The organism is Mycobacterium sp. NGS51, assembly GCF_059812525.1.
Map to the genome: position 1 here is coordinate 109,373 of NZ_JCALCV010000005.1, position 21,768 is coordinate 131,140.

Consider the following 21,768-nt stretch of genomic DNA (forward strand, 5'->3'; position numbering starts at 1 on the left):
CTGCGCGAGCATGAGGCATGGTCGGCTATGTGGACGTACGAGCCTATGCCGAGCTCAACGACTTCCTGGGCGTCGAGTCGCGCGGTGCGACCGTGCGTCGGCCGTTCCGCTCCCATCAGACGGTCAAGGATGTGCTGGAGGCGATGGGCATTCCACACACCGAGGTCGACCTGATCCTGGTCAATGGTGATCCCCAGGACTTTGGCTTCCGCCCCACAGCCGGCGACCGCATCGCCGCCTATCCGATGTTCGAGGCGCTCGATGTGGGGTCGACGGCGCGGCTGCGGCCGGTGCCGTTGCGCGATCCGCGCTTTGTCGTCGACGTCAACCTCGGCCGGCTCGCCCGGCTGCTGCGGGTGCTCGGCTTTGACGTGTGGTGGACGCATGGCGCCGACGACCAGACCCTGGCCGATATCAGCTTGCGGCAGCAGCGGATTCTGCTGACTCGCGACCGCGGACTGCTGAAGCGTCGCGCGATCACCCATGGTCTGTTCGTGCATGCAGAGCAGCCTGAAGAACAGACGCTCGAGGTGATCCGGCGGCTGGACCTACGGCAACGGCTGGCGCCGCTGACCCGGTGTGTGCGGTGCAACGGCACGCTGGCCAGCGTCTCCAAAGACGAGGTGATCGAGCACCTCGAACCATTGACCCGCCGTTACTACGACGAATTCCGTCGCTGCGCCGACTGTGGTCAAATCTATTGGCCCGGTTCACATCACGAAGGTCTGGTCGCTTTCGTCGAACGACTTCAGGGCCAGCTGTGAGAATCGCAATCAGTGGCGCCGGTGTGGCGGGGACGGCGCTCGCCTACTGGCTGCACCGCACCGGGCACACCCCGACGGTGATCGAGCAGGCGCCGAATTTCCGCACCGGCGGCTACATGATCGACTTTTGGGGCGTCGGCTACCAAGTGGCGCAACGCATGGGCATCGAGGAATCGATCCTGGACGCCGGGTACGACATTCAGCTCCTACGTTCCCTCGGCTCCAAGGGTGAGGTGAAGGCAGACCTGGACGTCGGCGTGTTTCGTCGGGTGCTCGGTGCCGACTTCACCAGCCTGCCCCGGGGCGATTTGGCCGCCGCGATGTACCGCAGCATCGACAGCGAGGTCGAAACGATCTTCGGCGACAGCATCACCACCATCGACGAACACGACGATGGTGTGCGCCTGAGTTTCGAGAACAGCGTGCCGCGTGATTTCGACCTTGTCATCGGCGCCGACGGGCTGCACTCCAACGTGCGTCGCCTGGTCTTCGGGCCGGAAGACGACTTCGAGCACTACCTCGGCTGCAAGGTCGCCGCGTGCGTCGTCGACGGCTACCGGCCCCGCGACGACCTGATCTACGTCACTTACAACGCTCCCGGCCGGCAGGTTGGACGCTTCGCGCTGCGCGGCGACCGCACGATGTTTCTGTTCGTCTTCCGCGCCGAACACGATGACGCCCGCATGGCACCAAAAGACCAGCTGCGCAACCAGTTCGGTGATGCCGGCTGGGAATGCCCGGATATCCTCGCAGCACTCGACCGAGTCGACGACCTGTACTTCGACGTCGTCAGCCAGATCCGGATGGACCGATGGTCGCGCGGCCGGGTACTGCTGGTCGGCGACGCGGCCGGCTGCATCTCGCTGCTCGGAGGCGAGGGCACGGGACTGGCGATTACCGAGGCGTACGTGCTGGCCGGAGAACTGGCCCGCGCTGCCGGCGACCATCGTCGCGCCTTCGATGCCTACGAGGCGCGGCTGCGTCCGTTCATCGAGAGTAAGCAAGCCGGCGCGGTGCGGTTGATCTCGTTCTTCACCGCGCGAACCCGGTTCGGGCTGTGGTTCCGCAACGCGGTGATGCGCGCGATGAACGTCGGGCCGCTGGCCACGCTGTTCGCCGGCAGCGTGCGCGACGACTTCGAGCTGCCCGACTACGGGATATAGCTACCTCCGCCTCGGCTCGCTGCCGGCAATCACATTTGTCACAGTAGTCACCGTCAGGAGGCATGTGGATGTTTGCCCACCTCACTCGAAAATTCAAGGTGACCAGTGGCTGGTGAGCGGTCTGTGCATTGGTGTTAGGCGGCTTGGGTGCGGGGTTCGAGGGTGACGTTGTATCCGAGGGCCTGCAGTTGTTTGATGGCTCTGGCTTTGGTTTTGGCGGGGTGGTGTCGGGTGTAGTAGTCGGCGCCGGGGTCTTGGTAGAAGGTGCCGTTGACAAGCATGTGCCAGGCGCAGGTGAGCATCTTGTGTTCGAGCGCAACGATGGCGGTCTGCCCGGCGGCGCACTGGCGGCGCGACTTCTTGGTTCCGGGTCGGGCTGATCGACGGCCGGCGATGCGTCGGAAGCGGGCGCCGAAATAGGTGTTGGTGCTGCGCGACGCCGACAGAGCGGCCACCCCGAGGGCGGCTTTGAGGTGGCGGTTGCCGGGCAGGGTTTTTGCCGATTTGATCCGGCCGGCTGATTCGTGGCTGCCGGGCGAGACTCCTGCCCAGGACGCCAGGTGCTCGGCGGTGGGGAACACGCTCATCTCGGCGCCGGTTTCGGCGATGAATACGTCGGCGACGACGTGTGACCAGCCCGGGATGCTCACGAGTAGGTCTCGGGCGGGTCGAAAGGGTGTGATCGCTTCCTCGATGCGGGCATCTAGGCGCGCGATATCGGCCTCGTGGGCGTCGATGCGGTCCAGATGCAGCCGCACCATGAACGCGTGGTGGTCGTTGAACCGTCCCTGCAGCGCTTCGGTTAGTGCGGGGATCTTGTTGCGTAGCTGTCGTTTAGCCAGATCGGCCAGCACGGCCGGGTCGCGTTGGCCAGCGATGAGCGCTTCGAGCATCGCCCGGCCGGACACTCCAGTGATCTCGCAGGCCACCGACGACAGTTTGATCCCGGTGTCTTCGAGCAGGGTCTCCAGTCGCCCAATCTCTTTGGTGCGGGCCTGGGCGATGGCGGTGCGGGCCCGGGTCAGATCCCGCAGCACCCGGACCGGTTCGGGCGGCACGAACGAGGCGCGGACCAGCCCGTGAGCGCCCAGCTCAGCTAGCCAGGCCGCATCAGAAACGTCGGTCTTGCGTCCGGGTACGTTGCGGACGTGGCGGGCGTTGACCAGCATCACGTTCAGCGTGTCGTCGAGCAGAAAGTAGAACGGCTTCCAGTACGCCGCGGTCGACTCGATCACCACACATGTCACCTGCTCGGCGATCAGATGCTCCCGCAACGCCAAAATGCTGCCAGTCATCGATGTCCACGTGGTCACCGTCGACGATGTAGCTTTACGACCGCGGCCTTGGACGCGCACGCACACCTTGGCGTCCTTTTTTGACACATCGATGCCCGCACAACGCGGATGAATCACTTCCATGACAATTCATCCCCTTTCACACTCAAAACTGTTGTAATGAAAGGTGTTTCGGAGAGGGCTGATATGAAACAGAAGTCTCACTCGCGTGCTCACCGGCAACAATCCACATCCCTCGCATAACCGCTAAGGGAATGCCCTCCAGCCCCACGCTCTATAGCCGTGCTCACCAGCAACAAGGCGGGACGGGGTCGCCGAAACACCTCTTAAGCGTCAACCTGGACCACAGCGAACGCAACCACGCACCGAACCGCGCCGGCACGTGATTTTCATCCACCTACACCGGGGCGCAGCCCCCACAACGCTCTGAGCGACTATTGCGGCGCAGCGGGCCAGTTGTCGCTCAGAGGCGGGCAGATCGACACATGCCGAAGATCTTGAGGCGCCTGGGAATTCTGGGGTCATGGGGTGCGTCGTCTACAGTCCGTCGATATCCCAGCCGATGGTGAACCCATGGCGCAGAACAAGGTCGGTGAGGACGTCGGTCCGCTCGGCAAGCGGCCAGGACTCGGTGGAGAAAGCGTCGAGGGCGAAGAATGCGTAGTTGATCGACGTCTCCGGCGTGGTGCGCGGCCGATAAATGAGGGCGTCGAGGTCGGTCCACCAGCGATGGACGGCGTCGGCGAGTCGGTGGCAGGTGGTCCATACCTCGGGATGCTGGCCGGTGCTGATCTGGTCGTCGACGTCGAGGATGTCGAGGTTGTTCTCGGTACGCAGATCGAACACCCGCAGATGGCGGGCAGTGACCAGTCGCACCAGGTGATGCGCGATATGGTCGGCGGGAATCATCAGTCCGGTGGCCCGGTAGCGCTCACGGAATGCGCCGACGGAAGTACTTGCGGCATAACGTGTCCGGAATGCGCCGGACTCCGGATCGAACCGGAAGCGTGGGCTGGGGAAGCCGGTCCAAGTCCAGTCCTTGGGCGCCATGGCTTCGACCCGCCACAGCTCGGTGCCGGCATCGACGCGCCGGCGCCGCAGACCGACCGGTCGAGCACCGGACAAGAGCGTCCGGTAACCCGCGGAAAGGTCAGGCACCGACGGCGGCGAGCATCCGCCATGCGGTCTCGGTGGTCGAAGGGTGACGCAGCGCCTCGGCGATCGACAACCCACCGAGTTCGTCGTGGGTCAGGCGCATGATGCGATCCGCAGCCAGCGCGTCCGACGTGAACCGAGCCAACAATTCCAGGATCCGTGGCAGATCGGGTCGCTGCCGGTCGCCGTCGAATTGCCAGGCGGGAAACCAGGTTTGGTTCCCGACCGCGGCCCCGAGAAGTTTGCCGCGGCTGCGCAGCCTGTGCACGGCCTGCGGCGAACGCAGTCCCAGCCGAGCCTGGACTTTCGGCGTCGGCAACGATCCTTCGACGAATTCGCGGACCAGGGCTCCGCGGCGCTCCTCATTCAAGCTGCGGGCAGCGATGCGTTCCAAGACTCCGTGGGGTGCAGTCGGCGCGGTCAGGATGGCGTCGAGGACCTCGACGAACTCGGCGTCTTTGCGTGCACGTTCGGCGACCTGGCGGAGCAGTGGGGCAACGGCAGTGGTCACGGATCCATGGTACCACCGACGGTCGGCAATTGAAACAATCGAAACAGGAGGCTGGGCTCGCGGGCGGGCTGCGCCATGATGGATGCATGGCCGAGCGGGATCGTGACGAAGTGGGCCGGCCGCGCAGTGCTCGCCCGCGCGACGCGTTGGGCCGGCCGCTTCCCTATGGCAGTGACGGCGTTCCCCGCATTCCCGACGACCTCGAGCTGAGCCCGGCGGAAACCCTGACCTATGCGCAGCAGCTGCTGGATCAGGGCATGGCGTTCAACGCCCACGAGGTGCTTGAGGCGGCCTGGAAGAACGGGCCCGACGACGAGCGAACCCTCTGGCAGGGCCTGGCTCAGCTCGCGGTGGGCCTCACCCACGTCCAGCGCGGCAACCCCAAGGGTGCCATCAGCCTGCTGCGCAGCGCGTCGGGTCGTCTTTCGCGTAGCGACGGCCGTTATGGCATCGACGTCGGCGGGTTGACGGATTTCGCCGATGCACTGGTCAGCGACCTCTCCGCCGGCATCGAGGTCACCTCGGATCGGCTCCGACCCTGCCTCACAGAAAGCTCACGTACCGTCGGCGACGAGTAGCGCTGGTGAGGAGGAGCGACGGTGCCGAGAAGCGACAACGACACTTGGGACATCACCGAAAGCGTGGGCGCGACGGCGCTCGGTGTGGCGGCGGCGCGCGCCGCGGAAACCGAGAGCGAGAACCCGCTGATCGACGATCCGTTCGCGCGGGTCTTCCTCGACGCGGCCGGCGAAGGCATGTGGACCTGGTTCGCGGCTCCTAACCTGCCCGATGAGGTCATCGAAGCTGCTCCGGAACTGCCGCTGCGGATGCAGTCGATGCTCAACTACATGGCTTCCCGCACAGCGTTTTTCGACCGGTTCTTCATCGACGCGGCCAACGCCGGGGTACGACAGGCGGTGATTTTGGCGGCCGGGCTGGATTCGCGGTCGTGGCGGCTGCCGTGGCCCGACGGGATGACGGTCTACGAGCTCGACCAGCCCAAGGTGCTGGAGTTCAAGTCGTCGACACTTTGGCAAACCGGCGCCAAGCCGTCCGCCGGACTGGTCAACGTCACCGTCGACCTGCGGCAGGATTGGCCAAAAGAGTTGCAGCAGGTGGGGTTTGATCCCGGTGCGCCGAGTGTGTGGTCAGCGGAGGGGTTGCTGCCGTTTCTGCCGGCCGCCGCGCAGGACCTGTTGTTCGAGCGGATTCAGGAGCTGAGCGCACCCGACAGCCGGATTGCGGTGGAGGCACCGGGCCCGGGCTTCAACGATCCGGACGTCCACGCCAAGCAGCGCAACCAGATGCAGCGGATCCGCGACATCATCGCCAAATTGGACGAGTCGCGCGACATTCCCGACGTCCAGGACCTGTGGTACATGGAGGACCGCACCGACGTCGGCGAGTGGCTGCGTGGCCACGGCTGGGAGGTAGACGTGGTGGCGGCCGAAAACCTGATGACCGGCTATGGCCGCCCACCGGCTGACGTCGAGGACTCGGCGCCGCACAGTCTGTTCGTGTCCGCGCAGCGGGTGTAGTTCGCCGGTGCGCTTCAGCTGCGGCAACACCTACTGCAACATTGGTAACGAAATCCGGAGGATATGACCCTCTTCTGATGTGATGGCGCATCCGACAGTCCGCGAAAGCTGTCGCGTGGACAGAACTGCTTTACTGGTCGCCTATTCAGATTAGAGTAGCTAAGGTTACACACGGACTAACTATTTGAGCAGCCTTCGCGCATGGTTAGGAATTGAAGCGCCCATGACGACGACTGAGCCGAGGACCGAGCCGCTGAATATCCAGGGCGCCGCAGGCAGTGGGGGCAAGAACGCCACCCCGAAGCGCACCAAGACGAAGGGGTTTCTGGGCCGTTTCTGGCTCGTGCTCACGGTGGTCGCTGTCGTCGCGCTGTCCGGATTCGTCGTGCACCGGTTGCACGGCGTTTTCGGCGTTCACAAGGGTTCGTTCGGTGGTGGCACGTCGGGCGAGGTCCTCGACGAGTTCAACGCCAAGACGATCACACTCGAGGTCTGGGGTTCGCCAGGCAGCACGGCAACCATCAACTACCTCGATGAGAACTCCCATCCGCAGCAGGCCCTCAACGCGCCGTTGCCCTGGAGCAAAGTATTGAGTTCAACGAAGCCTGGGATCCCGGCGAACCTGGTGGCTCAAGGAGATGGCAGTTGGATCGCCTGCCGGTTCGTCGTGAACAACCACGACGGGCACGGTGACGTCATCAAGGCTCCGAATCACTCGCCCCCTAACGAATCAGTGAATGCCTTCGTTTATTGCCTGGACAAGTCCGCATGAGCGAGACAGGCGAGGCTGCGCCGCGCGTCGACCAGCCGCTGATCCCGCCGTTCCTGCCGCGGATGATCCACCGGTTGGCGCTGCCGATCGTCCTGGTGTGGTTGGGCATTGTGTTCGTCACGAACACCATCTCGCCACAGCTAGAAGTCGTCTCCAAAACCCACTCGGTGTCGCAGAGTCCCACAGACGCGGTGTCGTTTCAGTCGACGATGCGCGTCGGATCGACATTCAACGAGTTCGATTCCGACAACTCGGCCATGGTCCTGCTGGAGGGCGACAAGCCGCTGGGGGCGGAGGCGCACCGCTACTACGACGAGATCGTCAAGCGACTCGAGCAAGACAAGAAACACGTTCAGCACGTCCAGGACTTCTGGAGTGATCCGCTGACCGCCGCCGGCTCCCAAAGCCACGACCAAAAAGCCGCGTACGTGCAGGTGTACCTCGCCGGCAACATGGGTGGAGGCCTGGCCACTGAGTCCACCGAGGCAGTCCGCAAAATCGTGGACTCGGTGCCCGCGCCGCCGGGAATCAAGGCCTACGTCACCGGTGCGGGTCCGCTGATCGCCGACCAGTCTCACGCGGGTGAGAAAGGCGTCGCGAAGGTCACCGTCGTCACCATCCTGGTGATCATGTTGATGCTGCTGTTCGTCTACCGTTCGGTGAGCACCGTGTTGATCATGCTGACCATGGTCTTCATCGAGTTGGCGGCCGCCCGCGGTGTCGTCGCGACGCTGGGTAACTACGGCATCATGGGGCTTTCCACGTTCGCCAACAACATGCTGGTTTTGTTGGCCATCGCCGCCGGAACGGACTACGCGATCTTCGTCGTCGGCCGCTATCACGAGGCCCGTGGTCTGGGCGAGACACGTGAAGAAGCGTTCTACACGATGTTCCACAGCACGGCGCATGTCGTGCTGGGGTCTGGGCTGACGATCGCCGGCGCGATGTACTGCTTGAGCTTCTGTCGGTTGCCGTATTTCGAGTCGCTGGGCGTGCCCTGTGCGGTCGGCATGCTGGTCGCGGTCTTGGCGGCGCTGACCCTGGCGCCGGCGATGCTCACGGTGGCTTCGTTCTTCAAACTTCTCGACCCGAAACGAAAAATGCAGACCCAGGGCTGGCGTCGGATCGGCACCGCGATTGTCCGTTGGCCCGCACCGGTTCTCGCGGTGACGATCGCCATCGCGTTGGTTGGTCTGCTCGCCCTTCCCGGCTACAAGACGGACTACGACAACCGTCACTTCCTGCCGGCGGACACTCCAGCCAACGTCGGTTATGCCGCCGCGGACCGCCATTTCGACCAGGCCCGGCTGAATCCCGAGCTGTTGATGATCGAGACCGATCACGACTTGCGAAACCCAGCCGACTTCTTGGTCCTGGACAAGGTTGCCAAAGCGGTCTTCCACATTCCCGGTGTCGGCCGGGTGCAGACCATCACCCGGCCGCTGGGCACGCCGCTCGACCACAGCACCCTCGGGTTCCAGATGGGGGCGCAAGCCGCGGGCCGGATCCAGACCCAGCACTACCAAGAAGAGCAGGCGGCGAACCTGCTCAAGCAAGCAGACGAGCTTCGCAAGACGATGGCAACTCTGCATGAGCAAATGCAGGTCACCCAGGATCTCAGCAATACCACGCACGAAACCACCAAGCTCACAAAAGAAACCGTGCAGATCACCGAGTCCTTGCGGGACAGCATCGCCAACTTCGACGACTTCTTCCGGCCGATCCGCAGCTACTTCTACTGGGAGAAGCACTGCTACGACATCCCGGTCTGCTGGACACTCCGGTCTCTCTTCGACGCGCTCGACGGCATCGACGAGGTGGCTGAGAACATCGAGAAACTCAGCGCGAATCTCGACAAGCTGGATCAGATTCAGCCGCAACTGGTGGCACTGATACCGCCGCAGATCGAAAGCCAGCAGCGCAACCTCGACACCATCATGTCGAACTATGCGATCACAAGGGGTCTCAACGACCAGGCGAAAGCGCAGTCCGACAACGCCACCGCCCAGGGTGATGCCTTCGACAAAGCGAAAAACGACGACACGTTCTACCTTCCGCCGGAGGCGTTCAAGAGCCCGGATTTCGCGCGCGGCCTCAAGCAGTTCATCTCACCCGACGGCCACGCCGTCCGGTTGATCATCTCCCACGAAGGCGACCCGGCGACGCCGGAGGGCATCAGCCACATCGAACCGATCAAGCAGGCCGTGCACGAGGCGATCAAGGGCACGCCGTGGGAGGGCTCCAAGGTCTACCTCGGCGGCACCGCGGCGACGTACAAGGACATGCACGACGGCTCCAACATCGACCTGTTGATCGCTGGAATTGCCGCTGCCACTTTGATTTTCGTCATCATGCTGGTCATCACCCGAAGCGTCGTCGCGGCCTTCGTCATCGTGGGCACCGTGCTGCTCTCGCTGGGTGCCTCGTTCGGGCTCTCCGTGCTGCTCTGGCAGTACATCCTCGGCTTCAAGCTGCACTGGATGGTGCTGGCGATGGCGATCATCCTGCTGCTAGCGGTCGGATCGGACTACAACCTGCTGCTGATTTCCCGGTTCAAAGAAGAAATTCATGCCGGGCTCAAGACGGGCACGATCCGCGCCATGGCCGGCTCGGGTTCGGTGGTGACCTCTGCCGGTCTGGTGTTCGCAGCCACCATGGCCACGTTCGCCTTCAGCCCGCTGAAGGTGATGGCCCAGGTGGGTACCACGATCGCGCTGGGCTTGTTGTTCGACACCCTGATCGTGCGCTCGTTCATGACGCCGTCGCTGGCCACCCTGCTCGGACGCTGGTTCTGGTGGCCGCAACACGTGCGCCCACGGCCGGCCAGCAGCATGCTGCGGCCGTACGGGCCGCGTCCTGCGGTGCGCGAGTTGATCCTCAACGACGTCGACGAACACCCGGCGGGCGGACTGGTACAACCGCGCTGATCTGTCGTGGCGCGACGGCGCTAGATCATTTCGTTGCGGGTGAGCCAGCGCATCACCGGCCAGCCGACGAATACCGGTAGCCAACAGGTCAATACGCGATACAGCAGCACCGACGGCACGCCGATCGCGGCGGGGACACCGAAGGCGGCCAGTCCACCGATCAGCGCCGCTTCGACGGCGCCCACCCCGCCGGGTGTGGGTGCGGCTGAGGCCAGCGTCCCGCCGACCATCGTCACCACGGTGACGGCGACGAAGGTGGTGCCACCGCCGAAGGCTTCGACGCTGGCCCACAGCGCCAATGCCGCACCGAGAGTCGTTCCGGCAGCGCCCAATACGATCAGCGCCAGTCGTTTCGGTTCACGGGAGAGCGCGGCGAGGTCGCTGCTCACCTCGGTCAACTTGGGCCGCATCTCGGTGGCCAGCCAGCGCCGCAGCCTGGGGACGGCCAGGAATACGCCCACCGCGCCCAGCGCCACGCCCGCGATCAGGTACAGCACGGTGGCACTCGGCACGAAGTGCGACAAATCGGTCGAGGCGCCGGCGGCGGTGCTGAACAGGATCAGCAACGCGATGTGGACGATCACCTGGACCGACTGCTGCAGCGCCACCGCCGCGGTGGCCCGCACTGCGTTGAGTCCACCCTTCTGCAAAAACCGGGTGCTCAGCGCCAGCCCGCCCACGCCGGCCGGGGTAGTGGTGGCCGCAAAGGTGTTGGCCACCTGCATGATCGAGAGGTTCTTGAAGCTCACCAACCCGTCGGCGCAGGCCCACAGTGCTGCTGCCGCACCGACATACGTCAACGCCGACACAGCCAGCCCCAGCAGTGCCCACCACCAGTTCGCCCGGCCCAGTTCGGAAAAGAACGTCGGCACGGTGCTGATAAATGGATAGGCCACGTAGACCAGCGCCACCAGCAACACCAGCTGGATGAGTTGGCTGCGGGTGAACCGGGTAATGGTCGCGGCCTGGATTTGATCGGCCCCGGTTTGGCGCATCACCTCCGTGCGGGCCTGAGCGATGACAGCCCGCGGATCGGTCACGGCGTCCCGGATTCGCGCGGGCATAGCGGTTTTGGTGAGTCGACGCGACGCGGTCAGCACGGTGTCCTTGCCGAACGCCTCGATGGCCGCGCTTACCGCCGATTGCGCGTCATAGCGCGCCGAGGTGGTCACCAATAGTTGAGCGATGTCGGATTGCAGTTGGACGTCGGTGGCGCCGTATTCGGCGTGGCGGTACCCGCCGAACAGCACGGCGCCCTCGTCGACCGTGATCTCGCTGCCACGCAAGTCGCCGTGCGCGATCTGGTGATCGTGCAGGCTGCGCAGCGCAGTCCACACCCGGGCAGCCGGAGTCGTCGCGCACTCATCGATCGCAACGCCACGAGCGGGCTTGTGCGCGTACAACGTCCAGCCGCGGTCGAGCGCACCGACGGCGATCGTCGATGTGTTGGCAAGTCCGACATCGCCGATGGCAATCGACATCAGCGCGCGATGCTCGACGGCGCGTTGCAGGGAGGCGTGCAGCGGCGCGGTCTCGCTGCGGCGCAGTCTGAACTTGCGCCAGAGTTGGCGCAGCGCGCCGCCGCTGCGTTGATGCGGGCCGTACAGCTCGATCACCGCCGGATGCTCGGCAGCGGCGGACAGGATCAGCGGCCCGCGCCCGGCCGGCTGCAGCACCGTCAGTCCGGAGACGACGAATCCACGTCGGGCCAGCGCGCGCACCGCGCCGTCGAGCGGCACCTCCAGCGCCGGCGTCCCCGAGACCAGCACCACCAGCGCGCCGACCCACCACCCCACCGCCAGTCCCAGCAACGAGCGGGCCGGCACGATGGCGCTGACCACCAGATGGATCGGCACGAAGGCCAGTAGCAGTGCCCACCACCAGCGTCGCCACCGGGCGGGCAGCCAGGGACCGGACACGGTGAGCATCGCGGCGAGCATCGCGATCCAGCGCGGGTCGTCGAGGAACTGCGACAGCACGGTGGACAGCCGGTCCCTGAGGTCGAAGTGCCAGCGGGGTGCGGCGATGCCTTTGCTGTTGATCGACAGCGGCAGGATGGCCAGCAGCCCGGCGGCGGCGTAGGCGCCGAGCAGCGTCCACTGCCGGGCGACGATCAGCCCGATCAGGATCATGAACGGCAAAGCCAGGATCGCGATGCCGTAAGCCAGGTACACCAGATTGGACTGAGTGGGGGAGAGCAGCCCGATGATCTGCGAGACAGATTTCTCCAGCGTCATCCATTGCCTGCGGGTGATCAACGAGCTGGCGATCACGACCGCGAGGAACAGCCCCGCCAGCACCAGCCGCAGGATGTCGTTGGTGCGACGGGTCAGCGGTTGCAGCAAGCTGCCGGACACGGTGATGTCGCGCCCGTCCACTCGCACGCCGACAACTTAGCCGGATACCGGCGTCGTAGAAACACCACCGGACCAGACAGTTATGCAGTAGAGACAGTTATGCGGTCACGACGGGCACTCGTCGCTGTGGTCGTGGCAGCGGCCGGCCTGACGCTGACACCCGTCGCTCGCGCTGAAGAGGCCGGGTTCGTCGCGCACCCGGTGGAATACGTCGACACGCTGATCGGCACCGGGACCGGCGGCGACACGGTCGGGGAGATCAACAATTTCCCCGGGGCTTCGGTGCCGTTCGGGATGGTGCAGTACTCGCCGGACACCACCCGCACCTACGCCGGTTACAACCACGCCAACGAGCGCTCCACCGGATTCAGCATGACCCACGCCTCGGTGGGCTGCGCGGCGTTCGGCGACATTCCGATGCTGCCGACCACCACCCCGATCGGCGCGCAGCCGTGGCACGCCTGGGAGCGGATCGCCCACGACGACACCGAAGTGGGTGTGCCCGGCTACTACACAGTGCGCTTCCCGGACACGGGCGTGATGGCCGAACTCACCGCCACGACCCGCACCGGCGTCGGCCGGTTCCGCTATCCCGACGACGGCCGGCCCGCCCTGCTCCAGGTGCGCCCGGGCGGATCGATCGCGAGCGACTCTGCGGCCAGCATCGCGATCGGTGAAGACAACACCACGATCACCGGATCGGCGACCACCGGGGGTTTCTGCGGTGCGAAGAACAGCTACACCGTGTATTTCGCGATGACGTTCAGCCAGCCGTTCACCTCCTACGGCACCTGGGATGGCGAGTCGGTTTCGGCCGGTGCCCGCCGCGCGGACTCGAAACACAGCGGGGGATACGTGCAGTTTCCGGCCGGTTCGGTGCTCGACGTGCGCACCGCGCTGTCCTACGTCAGTGTCGAGGGTGCGCGGGCGAACCTGGCCGCCGAGCGCGGAGCAAGCTTCGACGATGCGCGCGCTGCCGCATCCACCGAATGGAACGCGATGCTGTCGCGCATCGCAGTGGCCGGCCGCAATGACGCCGACATCACGACCTTCTACACCGCGCTGTACCGATCGTTCTTGCACCCCAACACTTTCAACGACGTCGACGGCCGCTACATCGGATTCGACGGGGTCATCCGCACCGTGGCCGCGGGCCATACCCAATACGCCAACTTCTCCGACTGGGACACATACCGCTGTCTTGCTGCGTTGCAGGCACTGCTGTTCCCGCAGCGAGCCAGCGACATGGCCCAATCGCTGGTGAACGACGCCGAGCAGAGCGGCTCGTTTCCGCGGTGGGCCTTAGCGAATTCGTCGACCGGCATCATGACCGGGGACAACCCGGTTCCGCTCATCGTCAACCTCTACACGTACGGTGCAACGGATTTCGACGTGAAAGCCGCGCTGTACTTCATGGTGAAGACGGCAACCGACGGCGGTGTCGGACGGGACGGCTACGTGGAGCGGCCGGGAATCGTCAGCTACCTCAAGCATGGCTACGCGCCGCAGACCCAGGCGTTCGGCGCCGGACACGACATCGCCGGCGCGTCGATCACGATGGAGTGGTCGGTGGACGACTTCACCATCTCCCGATTCGCCGACGCGCTCGGGTACACCACGATCGCCGCCGAATTCGGCAATCGGGCGCAGTATTGGCAGAACGTGTTCAATCCGGCCACCGGGTCCATCTCGCCCCGCAGCGCCGACGGCGCTTTCCCCGACGGCCCCGGGTTCGTCGAACCTCCCCCCGAGAAGTTCGGCCAGCCCGGGTTCGACGAGGGCAACGCCGAGCAATACCTCTGGCTGGTGCCGCAGAATGTCGCCGGCCTGGTGACCGCGCTCGGCGGCCGCCAGGCGGCGGCCAACCGGCTGGACCGCTTCACGACCGAACTCAACGTCGGCCCCAACAAGCCCTATCTGTGGATCGGCAACGAGCCGGACTTCGGGGTGCCGTGGCTCTACAACTACATCGGTCAACCGTGGAAGACCCAACAGACCGTCGACCGGGTGCGTCGCGAACTGTTCGGCCCCACCCCCGACGGCGAGCCCGGCAACGACGACCTGGGCGCGGAATCCAGCTGGTACGTGTGGGCGGCGCTCGGCCTGTACCCGGCCACACCCGGAACGCCAATCCTCACCGTGAACACGCCGGTGTTCGACCGCGCCGAGATCGCGCTGCCCGCAGGGCAATTCATCCGCATCTCCGCGCCCGGTGCATCGAACGGCTTGACGTACATCAACGGGCTGGCCATCGACGGCCAGCCCACCGATCAGACCTACCTTCCGGAGTCGATCATCCACACCGGCGGCCACCTCACGTTCTCGCTCTCGGCGGTCCCCAACCCGGTGTGGGGCAGCGCCGAATCCGCCGCGCCGCCGTCGTTCGGTGCGGGCAGCTAAGGAGCATGACTGGCCGTATCGTCAGTGTGTGCTGATCGGGTTACTGCTCGCGCTCTGCTGCTCGGTGTGCTACGGCACCGCGACGGTGTTGCAGGCCATGGCGACACGATCGGTGGAAGCCGGCAGCGGCTCGGGTGTCGACGCTGTGTTGCTGTTGCGCGCCGTCAGGCAGTGGCGCTATCTCGCCGGCTTCGGCCTGGACGGCCTCGGCTTTGCACTACAGGTGGTGGCGCTGCGCTTGGTGCCGATCTACGTCGTCGCCGCGGCGATCGCCGCCTCGCTGGCGGTCACCGCCATCGTGGCCGCGTGGCTGCTGTCGGCGCATCTGTCATCAGTCGAATGGACAGCCGTGGCCGTGGTCTGTGTGGGCCTGGCGATGCTGGGACTCGCTGCCGGACCGGAGGGTTCGCTGCGCGGGCCAGCCGGACTCGCCTGGGCCCTGCTGGGTGTGGTCGCCGCAGTATTCGTCGCCGGCGCCGCGGGAGGCCGATTGAGCGACCGCCCCCGCGCACTGGTCCTGGGGCTTGGCGCCGGAACCGGTTTCGGTGTCGTCGAAGTCGGCGTGCGCCTGGTTGATCCGATCGATCCCACCGCGGCCACGTTCTACACCAACCCGGCCCTCTACGCGGTGCTCGCCGGCGGGACCGCCGGGTTTCTGTTGCTGACGTCCGCGCTGAACCGCGGATCGGTGACGACGGCTGTCGCGGGAATGGTTGTGGGAGAAACGATCGGACCGGCGCTCATCGGAGTGGTATGGCTCGGTGACCGCACTCGCAGCGGACTGGGCTGGATGGTGTTCGCCGGGTTCGCCATCGCAGTCGCCGCGACGCTGGTGCTGGCCCGATTCGGCGAAGCGCCTGATGCCGAACCTACGAAGAGCCTGCCGGCGCAGCCGCTCGCGTAACAGCCGGCTCATTGCGGCGGCTGGACGATACTTACCTGGCTGCTGTTGGGCGGGTGGACCACCGTGATGCCGACGTCTTTGCAGGCTTGGACACCGGGACGTGGCTGCGGATCGGTGAGCCAATTCTGTTGTCCGGCAGCGTCGAACAGCGCTGCCGAGTTGGGTTTGGTGCCTGGGCTAAAGCGGCTTTGATAGCGGATCCCCGAATGTTTGCGGCCGGCGAAAAACGCTGCGGCCCAGGCCTGCGGACGCGTATACGGCGAGCAGTTACCGATTTCGGTGGTCATGCCGAACGTCGCCGCTTTCGACGTGCAGGTGTTGGCCAGGAAGCGCATTGCCGGAATCCCCAGTTCCGAAACTTCGGTGCCGGCCGCCGCGTCGAACGTGACGACACCCTGGGACACCAGGCTGTGGCCGAATCGTTCGCGCAGTGCGGTCAGGACATCCGTTGCCAGATAACACGTTCCGTTGGGCAGGGGCAGATCGAAACGACCCGACAGGTTGGACGAGAACCACCACGGCGATCGACCGGCGCCGTGCGCGCGGTACAGCTTGTCTTTGGGCAGAAGCCGCGATCGCGGGAACTTCGACAGGTCGGCCGGCGGCGGGCCGAGCGCCAGGCTCTGTCGGGAACCGCTCATGTCGACCAGCTGGAGGCCACGTCGCGGGCCATCGCCAGCACTTGTTCGGCGTCGCGGCCCTGGCGCAGCCATTCACTGGGAGCCTGGCCGTCGAGGTCGTCGCTGGGCGCCCGCATCCACAGCGCGATCATCCACGCATCGTCGGTGCCTTCCGCGAGCGTGCCGAGCACGGCGGCCAACGACGGGATGGTGCCGGCGTCATCGCGGAATTGCCAATCGTGATATCGTCAGATATCACTTCCTGGAGGTGTCGATGAGCGATGTGCTGATCCGTGACATTCCGGACGATGTGCTTGCCGGACTGGACATGCTGGCTGGCCGGGTCGGCCTGTCACGAAGCGAATACATCCGGCGAAGGCTCGCGCAAGAGGCGCGGACGGCCCGAGTGCCGGTAACGGTCGAACATCTCCGGCAATTCGCCGATACTTTTAGTGATCTCGGTGATCCGGAGTTGATGGCTCGGGCGTGGGAGTGAGCAGCGCCGGCTGGCTCATCGACAAATCGGCGCTCGTTCGTCTTGGCACGACTGTCGACGCAGAAATGTGGAGCAACCGCGTCGAGCGTGGACTGGTACGCATCAGCAACGTGACGCGGTTAGAGATCGGATACTTCGCGCGGGCGGGTGATGCCGCTCGCCGCGACTTTCGTCAACCGCCGCTGGTGGCGTTGCCGGTTGAATACCTCACGCCGTCGATCGAAGATCGAGCCCTAGAAGTTCAGCTGCTGCTCGCTGACACAGGGATGCACCGTGGGCCCTCGATACCCGACCTGATCATTGCCGCGACCGCCGAGCTCGCAGGCTTGATCGTCCTTCACGTCGATAAGGATTTCGACGTCATCGCAAATGTCACAGGGCAATCAATGGAGCGACTGAATACCTGATGGGTTGCGCCGGGTTCCCACTCCGCGCGCTCCGCAGTCAGCGACAGCGTCGGCTCTTGGAGTGCGGTCCACGACGGGAGCGTCCGGACTTCGCCGTGACGCCACGTCCCGTCATGACACAGGGTCAAATGCTGGACGACGACTGACCAAGCAGCGATTTGGTCCGGACGGATCGCAGCGTATAGACGTTATATACGGATGCGGTATTCTTATACCATGGGGTTGAACATCAAGAATGAGCACACCACCGCACTGGTGCGAGAACTGGCCCAACGGACCGGCCTGACCCAGACCGGCGCGATCGAGGCGGCGGTGCAGGCCAAGCTGACCGAACTCGACCGCGGCCAGACTGCACAGGATGATGCGCGGCGGGTGAAGGCACAGCAATTGCTGGATGAGTTGCGCAAGTCGCTCACCGACGCCGAGCGCGCGGAGCTCAAAGCCGCCGAGCGACAACTCTATGACGACGCCGGACTACCTTCGTGATCGTCGACACCTCGGCGATCGTCGCGATCGTCCTGGGCGAAACACACTCCGACGGTCTCGCCGCGGCTTTGGCCGACACGCCGGCACCGAAGATGTCGGCGGCAACCGCCGTGGAAGTCAACGCCGTTCTGACCCGCCGCCTGCGGCCCGAGGACCAACGACGGGTCGAGCGTCTGCTCGAGGTGTGGGAAATCGAACTGGTGCCGTTCGATGCGCAGCAAGCCGAAATCGCCAGCAGGGCTTACCGCGATTTCGGCCGCGGCAGCGGGCATCCGGCGGCGCTCAACCGCGGCGATTGTTTTTCCTACGCCCTGGCGCAGGTGACCGGTGAGCCATTGCTATACGTGGGTGACGATTTCGTTCACACCGACATCAGCGCCGCTTACCCGGTGTAGGCGACACAACATCAGACGCATAAATGCGTAATGGCCACAGCAGCCTCGGCAGTCACCGCGGGGAAGGATTTATTGATGTGCCCGCCTCTGCGCGACAAGACGATCAGTGCCACAGCGGTCGTGCGGGCACGTCTGCTTACACAACAACTGGTGTAAATTGATGTGTATGCGGACCAACATTGACATCGACGACGAGGTCTTGCGGGAGGCCCAACGCTTGGTCGGGATGCGGACGAAGCGTGAGACGGTGAACCTGGCACTGCGTGAACTGGTTGCCCGGCATCGCCAGATCGGCATCCTTGAACTGCGCGGGAAGGTGCACTGGGAAGGTGATTTGGCGCAGAGTCGTCGCGGCCGGTCGTGATCGTCGTCGACACCAGCGTCTGGATTGACGTATTGAACGATGCCCCCTCCACCCAGGCCCAGCGTTGTGTGGAGCTGATTGAATCGGGAGAACCCATCGCCCTCACCGATGTCATCCTGACGGAGGTGCTCCAGGGGCTGCGGTCGGACCGGGAGGCGGCGTTGGTGGAGCGGCATTTGCGCGCCTTTCCGATCCTTCGTCTGGAGGATGTTGATGATTTCGTGCTTGCCGCCAAGCTGTATCGCACGGCACGACGCGCCGGCGTGACCATCCGGAAGACGCTCGACTGTTTGATCGCCGCCCCTTGCGTGCGTACCGGTGCGCCGCTGCTGCATGCCGATCAGGACTTCGACCGCCTTGCCGGCTGCACACCGCTTCGGATCTGGTCAAGCTGACACGCAGAACCGCAGGCGCGGGCCGGCATCGGTCAGGGTCACGTGGGAGTAGGGTCGTCGGCGAGCAGGTCGGAGAATGCTTGGCCGCTTCGCTGTGCACGATCGCCGCCGCCGTGAATGACGCCCAGTACGTCGCTGAAGTCCTCGTGTGGGTCGGCGGTCAGGACCGCGTCCGCGCGCTGGGCGGCAGCCTGGCGAATGAATTCCGACAACGAGACGCCGGTTACCGAAGCCGCGCGCTGCAGCCTCTTTTCGAGCTCGGGGTCCAGTCGGAGTGACTTCACGACGGTCAGCGTATCGCGCTAGATGCAGCCCGTGATACGCATCCGGCAACCGCCTCGAAGCTCCACCCGCGACGGACCCTACGGCCCGTGCAACCGAACTTGTCGGTACCCCGCGCTACCTTGATGTCGGCTTCATGAGACGCCGCCGACGTGGGCGTCTTACGGGGGAGGCATCGGGCATCAGGAGGTAGCTATGGCGCATTCAGTCGTATTGCTCGGCGATCGCGACACGGTGCAGCACCGTGACGACTTGACTGAGCATGCGGCACAGCAGAACTGCGTCATCGCCGACGCTTTCGGGTTCGCGGAGGGTGCGGCAGCCTCGACCGAGGACCTGACCGAGGTCGACGCGGTGGTGTCGGCGCTGGGGTGCGCGACCGCCGGCCGGATGGACGTCTGGGTGCCCTTCCTGTGCCCAGACCTCGGCCGTGAGCAGCACTGGCGACGGCTGGGTCTGGTGCTCCAACGCCACGGCCTCAACCTCCGGTTCGGCCGGCAACTCGAGTCGTTCCCGACCACCGGCGGGGTACAGCGAAATCGACTTCGCGCTGCGACGCGAAGTCCAGGTGGTCGACGAGCTCGACCAGGCGGCGCTGGCGGCCGTGGGAGCCGAAAGCCTTGGGCGGGAAATCGAACTGGCGCTGGTCGCTGGAGGCGCCTCGGCGCCGGTGATGCCGGTGCCGCGACGGGTTCCGGCGGGGGCCGGCACCGAGGCGAGTTCGGACACCGAAAGCGTTTCGGCGCCGGCCCTTCCGGCACCGACGACGCCATGGTCGCAGCGCCAGCCGATGCTCAAGCGCTACGTCCGGTGGCTGGTGCACGGCTGCGGTGTCACCCAGGCAGCGACGGCGCGGGTGCTGAATTCGACGGGCCAGCGCACGCCCAAAGGCCGCCCGTGGCAGCCGGCGACGGTGTCGGCCCTACTCAACGGCCGCTACGACCACGGCGCCAAAGCTTGCCGGTGATCGACCCCGCCACTGAAGGAGGTAAGCGCATGAAACTTAATGCTGCACAATTGGATCGGGCTTGCGGAGTGCTGCTGGCAACCGCCGCTGGCGATGCGTTGGGCGCACCGTTCGAATTCGGCGACCCGCTGGGACCCGAGGTGAAGGTCGCGATCGATGACGAGGTGAGTGGCATTCGATCTGGGAGACCGGCGAGTAGCCCGATGAGGTGACCTAGCGTCAGAGTGTGATGACTTCGATGTCAGGCATCGCGGAGTAGTCGCTGTCCTGGGTCACGATCGGAATGTGATGTGCTACAGCGGTTGCCGCAATCCAGCTGTCGTTGATAGGTACTCGCCGGTTGGCCGCGCGAAGCTTCGACACCAGCAATGCCCACGCTTCGGACACCGTCTCATCGATATTGAGTGGTTCGAACCGTTGGGCAAGTTGATACGTGGAAAGCCGGCGTGCGGCGGCGTCTGGACCGGAAGCTTGCAGCACTCCCAGCCGGAGCTCGCCGAGCGTGATCACTGAGACGCCCCATTCGTAATCGACAAACCGGCTCGCGTCAAAGCGTGCGGCCTCGAACCCGACGAAGACGGAGGTGTCGGCCAGCGCCCGTTGAGTACTTACCACGGCAGGTCGTCGGTGGTCTGGGTGAGCGTCTCACGTAGCTCCGCACGAAGTTTGGTGGTGTCGGAGCCAAGACGCGCCAGTTCGCTGATGACTTCGGCGGCCGGCAGCCACCGGCGGCGCCGCGCGACCGGACCGATGCGTGCCACCGGACGATTGTCCTTGAGCACCTCGATTTCCTCACCCGCCGCAACGCGCCGCAACACCTCCGCGGTGTGGTTCCGAAGATCGCGGGCAGGGATCGTAGCAGCCATGCTACAAGTGTAGCAGCACCAGCGCATGCGCTAAGTAATCAGGGCTCGGGTGGCGGTCCGCCGGCGTTACGCCGAGGAGCTCACGGCGGACAGCGCCGCGTCGTAGTTGGGCTCCTGGGCAATCTCGGGCACCAGCTCCGAGTACGCCACCTTGCCGTCGGTGCCGATCACCACGACGGCGCGGGCCAGCAAGCCGGCCATCGGACCGTCAGTCAGGGTGACGCCGTAGTCCTCGCCGAAGCTGTCGCGGAACGCCGATGCCGACTTGACGTTCTCGATGCCCTCAGCGCCGCAGAACCGCGCCTGCGCAAACGGGAGATCGTTGGAGACGCAGAGCACCGAGGCGCCGCTGCCGGCGGCCCGCTCGTTGAAGGTCCGCACGCTGGTCGCGCAGACTGGAGTGTCGATCGACGGAAAGATGTTGAGCAACAGGGGCTTGTCGCGAAATTGGTCGCTGTTGACCGCGCCGAGGTCCGTGCCGGTCAATGTGAAGCCGGGAGCCGAGGAGCCGACGGCTGGGAGCTCGCCAACCGTGTTGATCGCATTTCCACGCAAAGTTATCTGTGCCATGGGCACAGTCTGCCAAGACGTGCGGATCGTGCTAGAAGAGGGTCCGCATCGCCTCGTGGATGCTTCCGTTACCCACTTTTTAGGACATTTGTCCCATTTGTCGGACGCTTGTCTTAAAGTGCCTTCGAAGTGAC

26 protein-coding genes and 1 pseudogene are annotated in these 21,768 nt (G+C 65.0%); 16 read left to right on the forward strand and 11 right to left on the reverse strand.

What is annotated here, in order from left to right; translation table 11 throughout:
* Positions 1-17 precede the first annotated feature (17 nt).
* Together AC5Y5W_RS08375 and AC5Y5W_RS08380 are read left to right on the forward strand one after the other, a co-directional pair.
* Positions 18-764, forward strand: coding sequence for a Mut7-C RNAse domain-containing protein (locus AC5Y5W_RS08375; RefSeq protein WP_500009966.1), 747 nt, complete (start codon positions 18-20; stop codon positions 762-764).
* Positions 761-1,927: an FAD-binding domain gene (locus AC5Y5W_RS08380; protein WP_500009965.1), complete on the forward strand. Its 1,167-nt coding sequence runs from the start codon at positions 761-763 to the stop codon at positions 1,925-1,927. The genes AC5Y5W_RS08375 and AC5Y5W_RS08380 overlap by 4 nt, the downstream gene beginning before the upstream one ends.
* Before the next feature lie 134 nt (positions 1,928-2,061).
* Here AC5Y5W_RS08380 and AC5Y5W_RS08385 read toward each other — a convergent pair whose 3' ends face one another.
* The 3 genes from AC5Y5W_RS08385 to AC5Y5W_RS08395 all read right to left on the reverse strand — a co-directional run bounded on the left by AC5Y5W_RS08385 (position 2,062) and on the right by AC5Y5W_RS08395 (position 4,888).
* A complete protein-coding gene (locus AC5Y5W_RS08385) occupies positions 2,062-3,345 on the reverse strand; it encodes an IS110 family RNA-guided transposase (protein WP_500009964.1) in 1,284 nt (427 codons plus the stop codon).
* A 414-nt stretch (positions 3,346-3,759) separates the two neighbouring features.
* The gene (locus tag AC5Y5W_RS08390; protein WP_500009963.1) at positions 3,760-4,380 is read right to left on the reverse strand and encodes an RES domain-containing protein; all 621 of its coding nucleotides are present in this window, start codon (positions 4,378-4,380) and stop codon (positions 3,760-3,762) included.
* Positions 4,373-4,888 carry a hypothetical protein gene (locus tag AC5Y5W_RS08395; RefSeq protein ID WP_500009962.1) on the reverse strand — a complete coding sequence of 172 codons (516 nt, stop codon included), beginning with the start codon at positions 4,886-4,888 and terminating at the stop codon, positions 4,373-4,375. Before AC5Y5W_RS08395 ends, AC5Y5W_RS08390 begins: the two co-directional genes overlap by 8 nt.
* Positions 4,889-4,974: 86 nt before the next feature.
* Here AC5Y5W_RS08395 and AC5Y5W_RS08400 point away from each other — a divergent pair, with 86 nt between their 5' ends.
* The 4 genes from AC5Y5W_RS08400 to AC5Y5W_RS08415 all read left to right on the forward strand — a co-directional run bounded on the left by AC5Y5W_RS08400 (position 4,975) and on the right by AC5Y5W_RS08415 (position 10,125).
* A complete protein-coding gene (locus tag AC5Y5W_RS08400) occupies positions 4,975-5,466 on the forward strand; it encodes a DUF309 domain-containing protein (protein ID WP_500009961.1) in 492 nt (163 codons plus the stop codon).
* 21 nt (positions 5,467-5,487) lie between these two features.
* Positions 5,488-6,426 carry a class I SAM-dependent methyltransferase gene (locus AC5Y5W_RS08405; RefSeq protein ID WP_500009960.1) on the forward strand — a complete coding sequence of 313 codons (939 nt, stop codon included), beginning with the start codon at positions 5,488-5,490 and terminating at the stop codon, positions 6,424-6,426.
* A 223-nt stretch (positions 6,427-6,649) separates the two neighbouring features.
* Positions 6,650-7,198 (forward strand): MmpS family transport accessory protein, encoded by a 549-nt coding sequence (locus AC5Y5W_RS08410; protein WP_500010016.1) that lies wholly within the window; start codon positions 6,650-6,652, stop codon positions 7,196-7,198.
* Positions 7,195-10,125 (forward strand): MMPL/RND family transporter, encoded by a 2,931-nt coding sequence (locus AC5Y5W_RS08415; protein ID WP_500009959.1) that lies wholly within the window; start codon positions 7,195-7,197, stop codon positions 10,123-10,125. Before AC5Y5W_RS08410 ends, AC5Y5W_RS08415 begins: the two co-directional genes overlap by 4 nt.
* Before the next feature lie 20 nt (positions 10,126-10,145).
* On the opposite strand, the gene AC5Y5W_RS08420 is transcribed toward AC5Y5W_RS08415, so the two are convergent.
* On the reverse strand, positions 10,146-12,509 hold the full coding sequence (locus AC5Y5W_RS08420; RefSeq protein WP_500009958.1) for a lysylphosphatidylglycerol synthase transmembrane domain-containing protein: 2,364 nt from the start codon (positions 12,507-12,509) through the stop codon (positions 10,146-10,148).
* Positions 12,510-12,581: 72 nt separating this feature from the next.
* Between AC5Y5W_RS08420 and AC5Y5W_RS08425 the strand changes: the two are divergent.
* Positions 12,582-14,879 (forward strand): annotated as a pseudogene (locus AC5Y5W_RS08425) (GH92 family glycosyl hydrolase); the annotation flags it as partial.
* Between the two features lie 31 nt (positions 14,880-14,910).
* Positions 14,911-15,786, forward strand: a complete 876-nt coding sequence (locus tag AC5Y5W_RS08430) for a DMT family transporter (protein ID WP_500009957.1) — start codon at positions 14,911-14,913, stop codon at positions 15,784-15,786.
* An 8-nt stretch (positions 15,787-15,794) separates the two neighbouring features.
* Here the strand turns inward: AC5Y5W_RS08430 and AC5Y5W_RS08435 are convergent, their stop codons facing one another.
* Together AC5Y5W_RS08435 and AC5Y5W_RS08440 are read right to left on the reverse strand one after the other, a co-directional pair.
* Positions 15,795-16,427, reverse strand: a complete 633-nt coding sequence (locus tag AC5Y5W_RS08435) for an RES family NAD+ phosphorylase (protein ID WP_500009956.1) — start codon at positions 16,425-16,427, stop codon at positions 15,795-15,797.
* Entirely contained in the window at positions 16,424-16,606 is a 183-nt protein-coding gene (locus tag AC5Y5W_RS08440; protein WP_500009955.1) for a hypothetical protein, read from the reverse strand. Before AC5Y5W_RS08440 ends, AC5Y5W_RS08435 begins: the two co-directional genes overlap by 4 nt.
* Before the next feature lie 74 nt (positions 16,607-16,680).
* Here AC5Y5W_RS08440 and vapB point away from each other — a divergent pair, with 74 nt between their 5' ends.
* From vapB to vapC, 6 genes are all read left to right on the forward strand, one after another.
* Positions 16,681-16,902 carry a type II toxin-antitoxin system VapB family antitoxin gene (gene vapB, locus AC5Y5W_RS08445; RefSeq protein ID WP_500009954.1) on the forward strand — a complete coding sequence of 74 codons (222 nt, stop codon included), beginning with the start codon at positions 16,681-16,683 and terminating at the stop codon, positions 16,900-16,902.
* Positions 16,899-17,309, forward strand: coding sequence for a PIN domain nuclease (locus AC5Y5W_RS08450; RefSeq protein WP_500009953.1), 411 nt, complete (start codon positions 16,899-16,901; stop codon positions 17,307-17,309). The genes vapB and AC5Y5W_RS08450 overlap by 4 nt, the downstream gene beginning before the upstream one ends.
* A 216-nt stretch (positions 17,310-17,525) precedes the next feature.
* Positions 17,526-17,795 carry a type II toxin-antitoxin system VapB family antitoxin gene (locus AC5Y5W_RS08455; protein WP_500009952.1) on the forward strand — a complete coding sequence of 90 codons (270 nt, stop codon included), beginning with the start codon at positions 17,526-17,528 and terminating at the stop codon, positions 17,793-17,795.
* Complete coding sequence (locus AC5Y5W_RS08460) at positions 17,792-18,190, forward strand: type II toxin-antitoxin system VapC family toxin (protein ID WP_500009951.1); 399 nt, start codon at positions 17,792-17,794, stop codon at positions 18,188-18,190. The genes AC5Y5W_RS08455 and AC5Y5W_RS08460 overlap by 4 nt, the downstream gene beginning before the upstream one ends.
* Before the next feature lie 166 nt (positions 18,191-18,356).
* Positions 18,357-18,554, forward strand: coding sequence for a type II toxin-antitoxin system VapB family antitoxin (locus AC5Y5W_RS08465; RefSeq protein WP_499895463.1), 198 nt, complete (start codon positions 18,357-18,359; stop codon positions 18,552-18,554).
* Positions 18,551-18,949: a type II toxin-antitoxin system VapC family toxin gene (gene vapC / locus AC5Y5W_RS08470; protein ID WP_500009950.1), complete on the forward strand. Its 399-nt coding sequence runs from the start codon at positions 18,551-18,553 to the stop codon at positions 18,947-18,949. The genes AC5Y5W_RS08465 and vapC overlap by 4 nt, the downstream gene beginning before the upstream one ends.
* Before the next feature lie 38 nt (positions 18,950-18,987).
* Here the strand turns inward: vapC and AC5Y5W_RS08475 are convergent, their stop codons facing one another.
* Positions 18,988-19,233 (reverse strand): type II toxin -antitoxin system TacA 1-like antitoxin, encoded by a 246-nt coding sequence (locus AC5Y5W_RS08475; RefSeq protein ID WP_500009949.1) that lies wholly within the window; start codon positions 19,231-19,233, stop codon positions 18,988-18,990.
* A gap of 202 nt (positions 19,234-19,435) precedes the next feature.
* A complete protein-coding gene (locus AC5Y5W_RS08480; RefSeq protein ID WP_500022265.1) occupies positions 19,436-19,672 on the reverse strand; it encodes a hypothetical protein in 237 nt (78 codons plus the stop codon).
* Between AC5Y5W_RS08480 and AC5Y5W_RS08485 the strand changes: the two genes are divergently transcribed.
* Both AC5Y5W_RS08485 and AC5Y5W_RS08490 read left to right on the forward strand, forming a co-directional pair.
* Positions 19,662-20,198, forward strand: a complete 537-nt coding sequence (locus tag AC5Y5W_RS08485; RefSeq protein ID WP_500022266.1) for a hypothetical protein — start codon at positions 19,662-19,664, stop codon at positions 20,196-20,198. The genes AC5Y5W_RS08480 and AC5Y5W_RS08485 overlap by 11 nt on opposite strands.
* A 29-nt stretch (positions 20,199-20,227) precedes the next feature.
* Positions 20,228-20,410, forward strand: a complete 183-nt coding sequence (locus AC5Y5W_RS08490) for an ADP-ribosylglycohydrolase family protein (RefSeq protein WP_500009946.1) — start codon at positions 20,228-20,230, stop codon at positions 20,408-20,410.
* Between the two features lie 7 nt (positions 20,411-20,417).
* Here the strand turns inward: AC5Y5W_RS08490 and AC5Y5W_RS08495 are convergent, their stop codons facing one another.
* From AC5Y5W_RS08495 to tpx, 3 genes are all read right to left on the reverse strand, one after another.
* Positions 20,418-20,813, reverse strand: a complete 396-nt coding sequence (locus tag AC5Y5W_RS08495) for a type II toxin-antitoxin system VapC family toxin (RefSeq protein ID WP_500009945.1) — start codon at positions 20,811-20,813, stop codon at positions 20,418-20,420.
* Positions 20,807-21,064 (reverse strand): type II toxin-antitoxin system Phd/YefM family antitoxin, encoded by a 258-nt coding sequence (locus AC5Y5W_RS08500; protein ID WP_500009944.1) that lies wholly within the window; start codon positions 21,062-21,064, stop codon positions 20,807-20,809. Before AC5Y5W_RS08500 ends, AC5Y5W_RS08495 begins: the two co-directional genes overlap by 7 nt.
* A 66-nt stretch (positions 21,065-21,130) precedes the next feature.
* Positions 21,131-21,634 (reverse strand): thiol peroxidase, encoded by a 504-nt coding sequence (gene tpx / locus AC5Y5W_RS08505; protein ID WP_500009943.1) that lies wholly within the window; start codon positions 21,632-21,634, stop codon positions 21,131-21,133.
* Between the last annotated feature and the right edge of the window lie 134 nt (positions 21,635-21,768).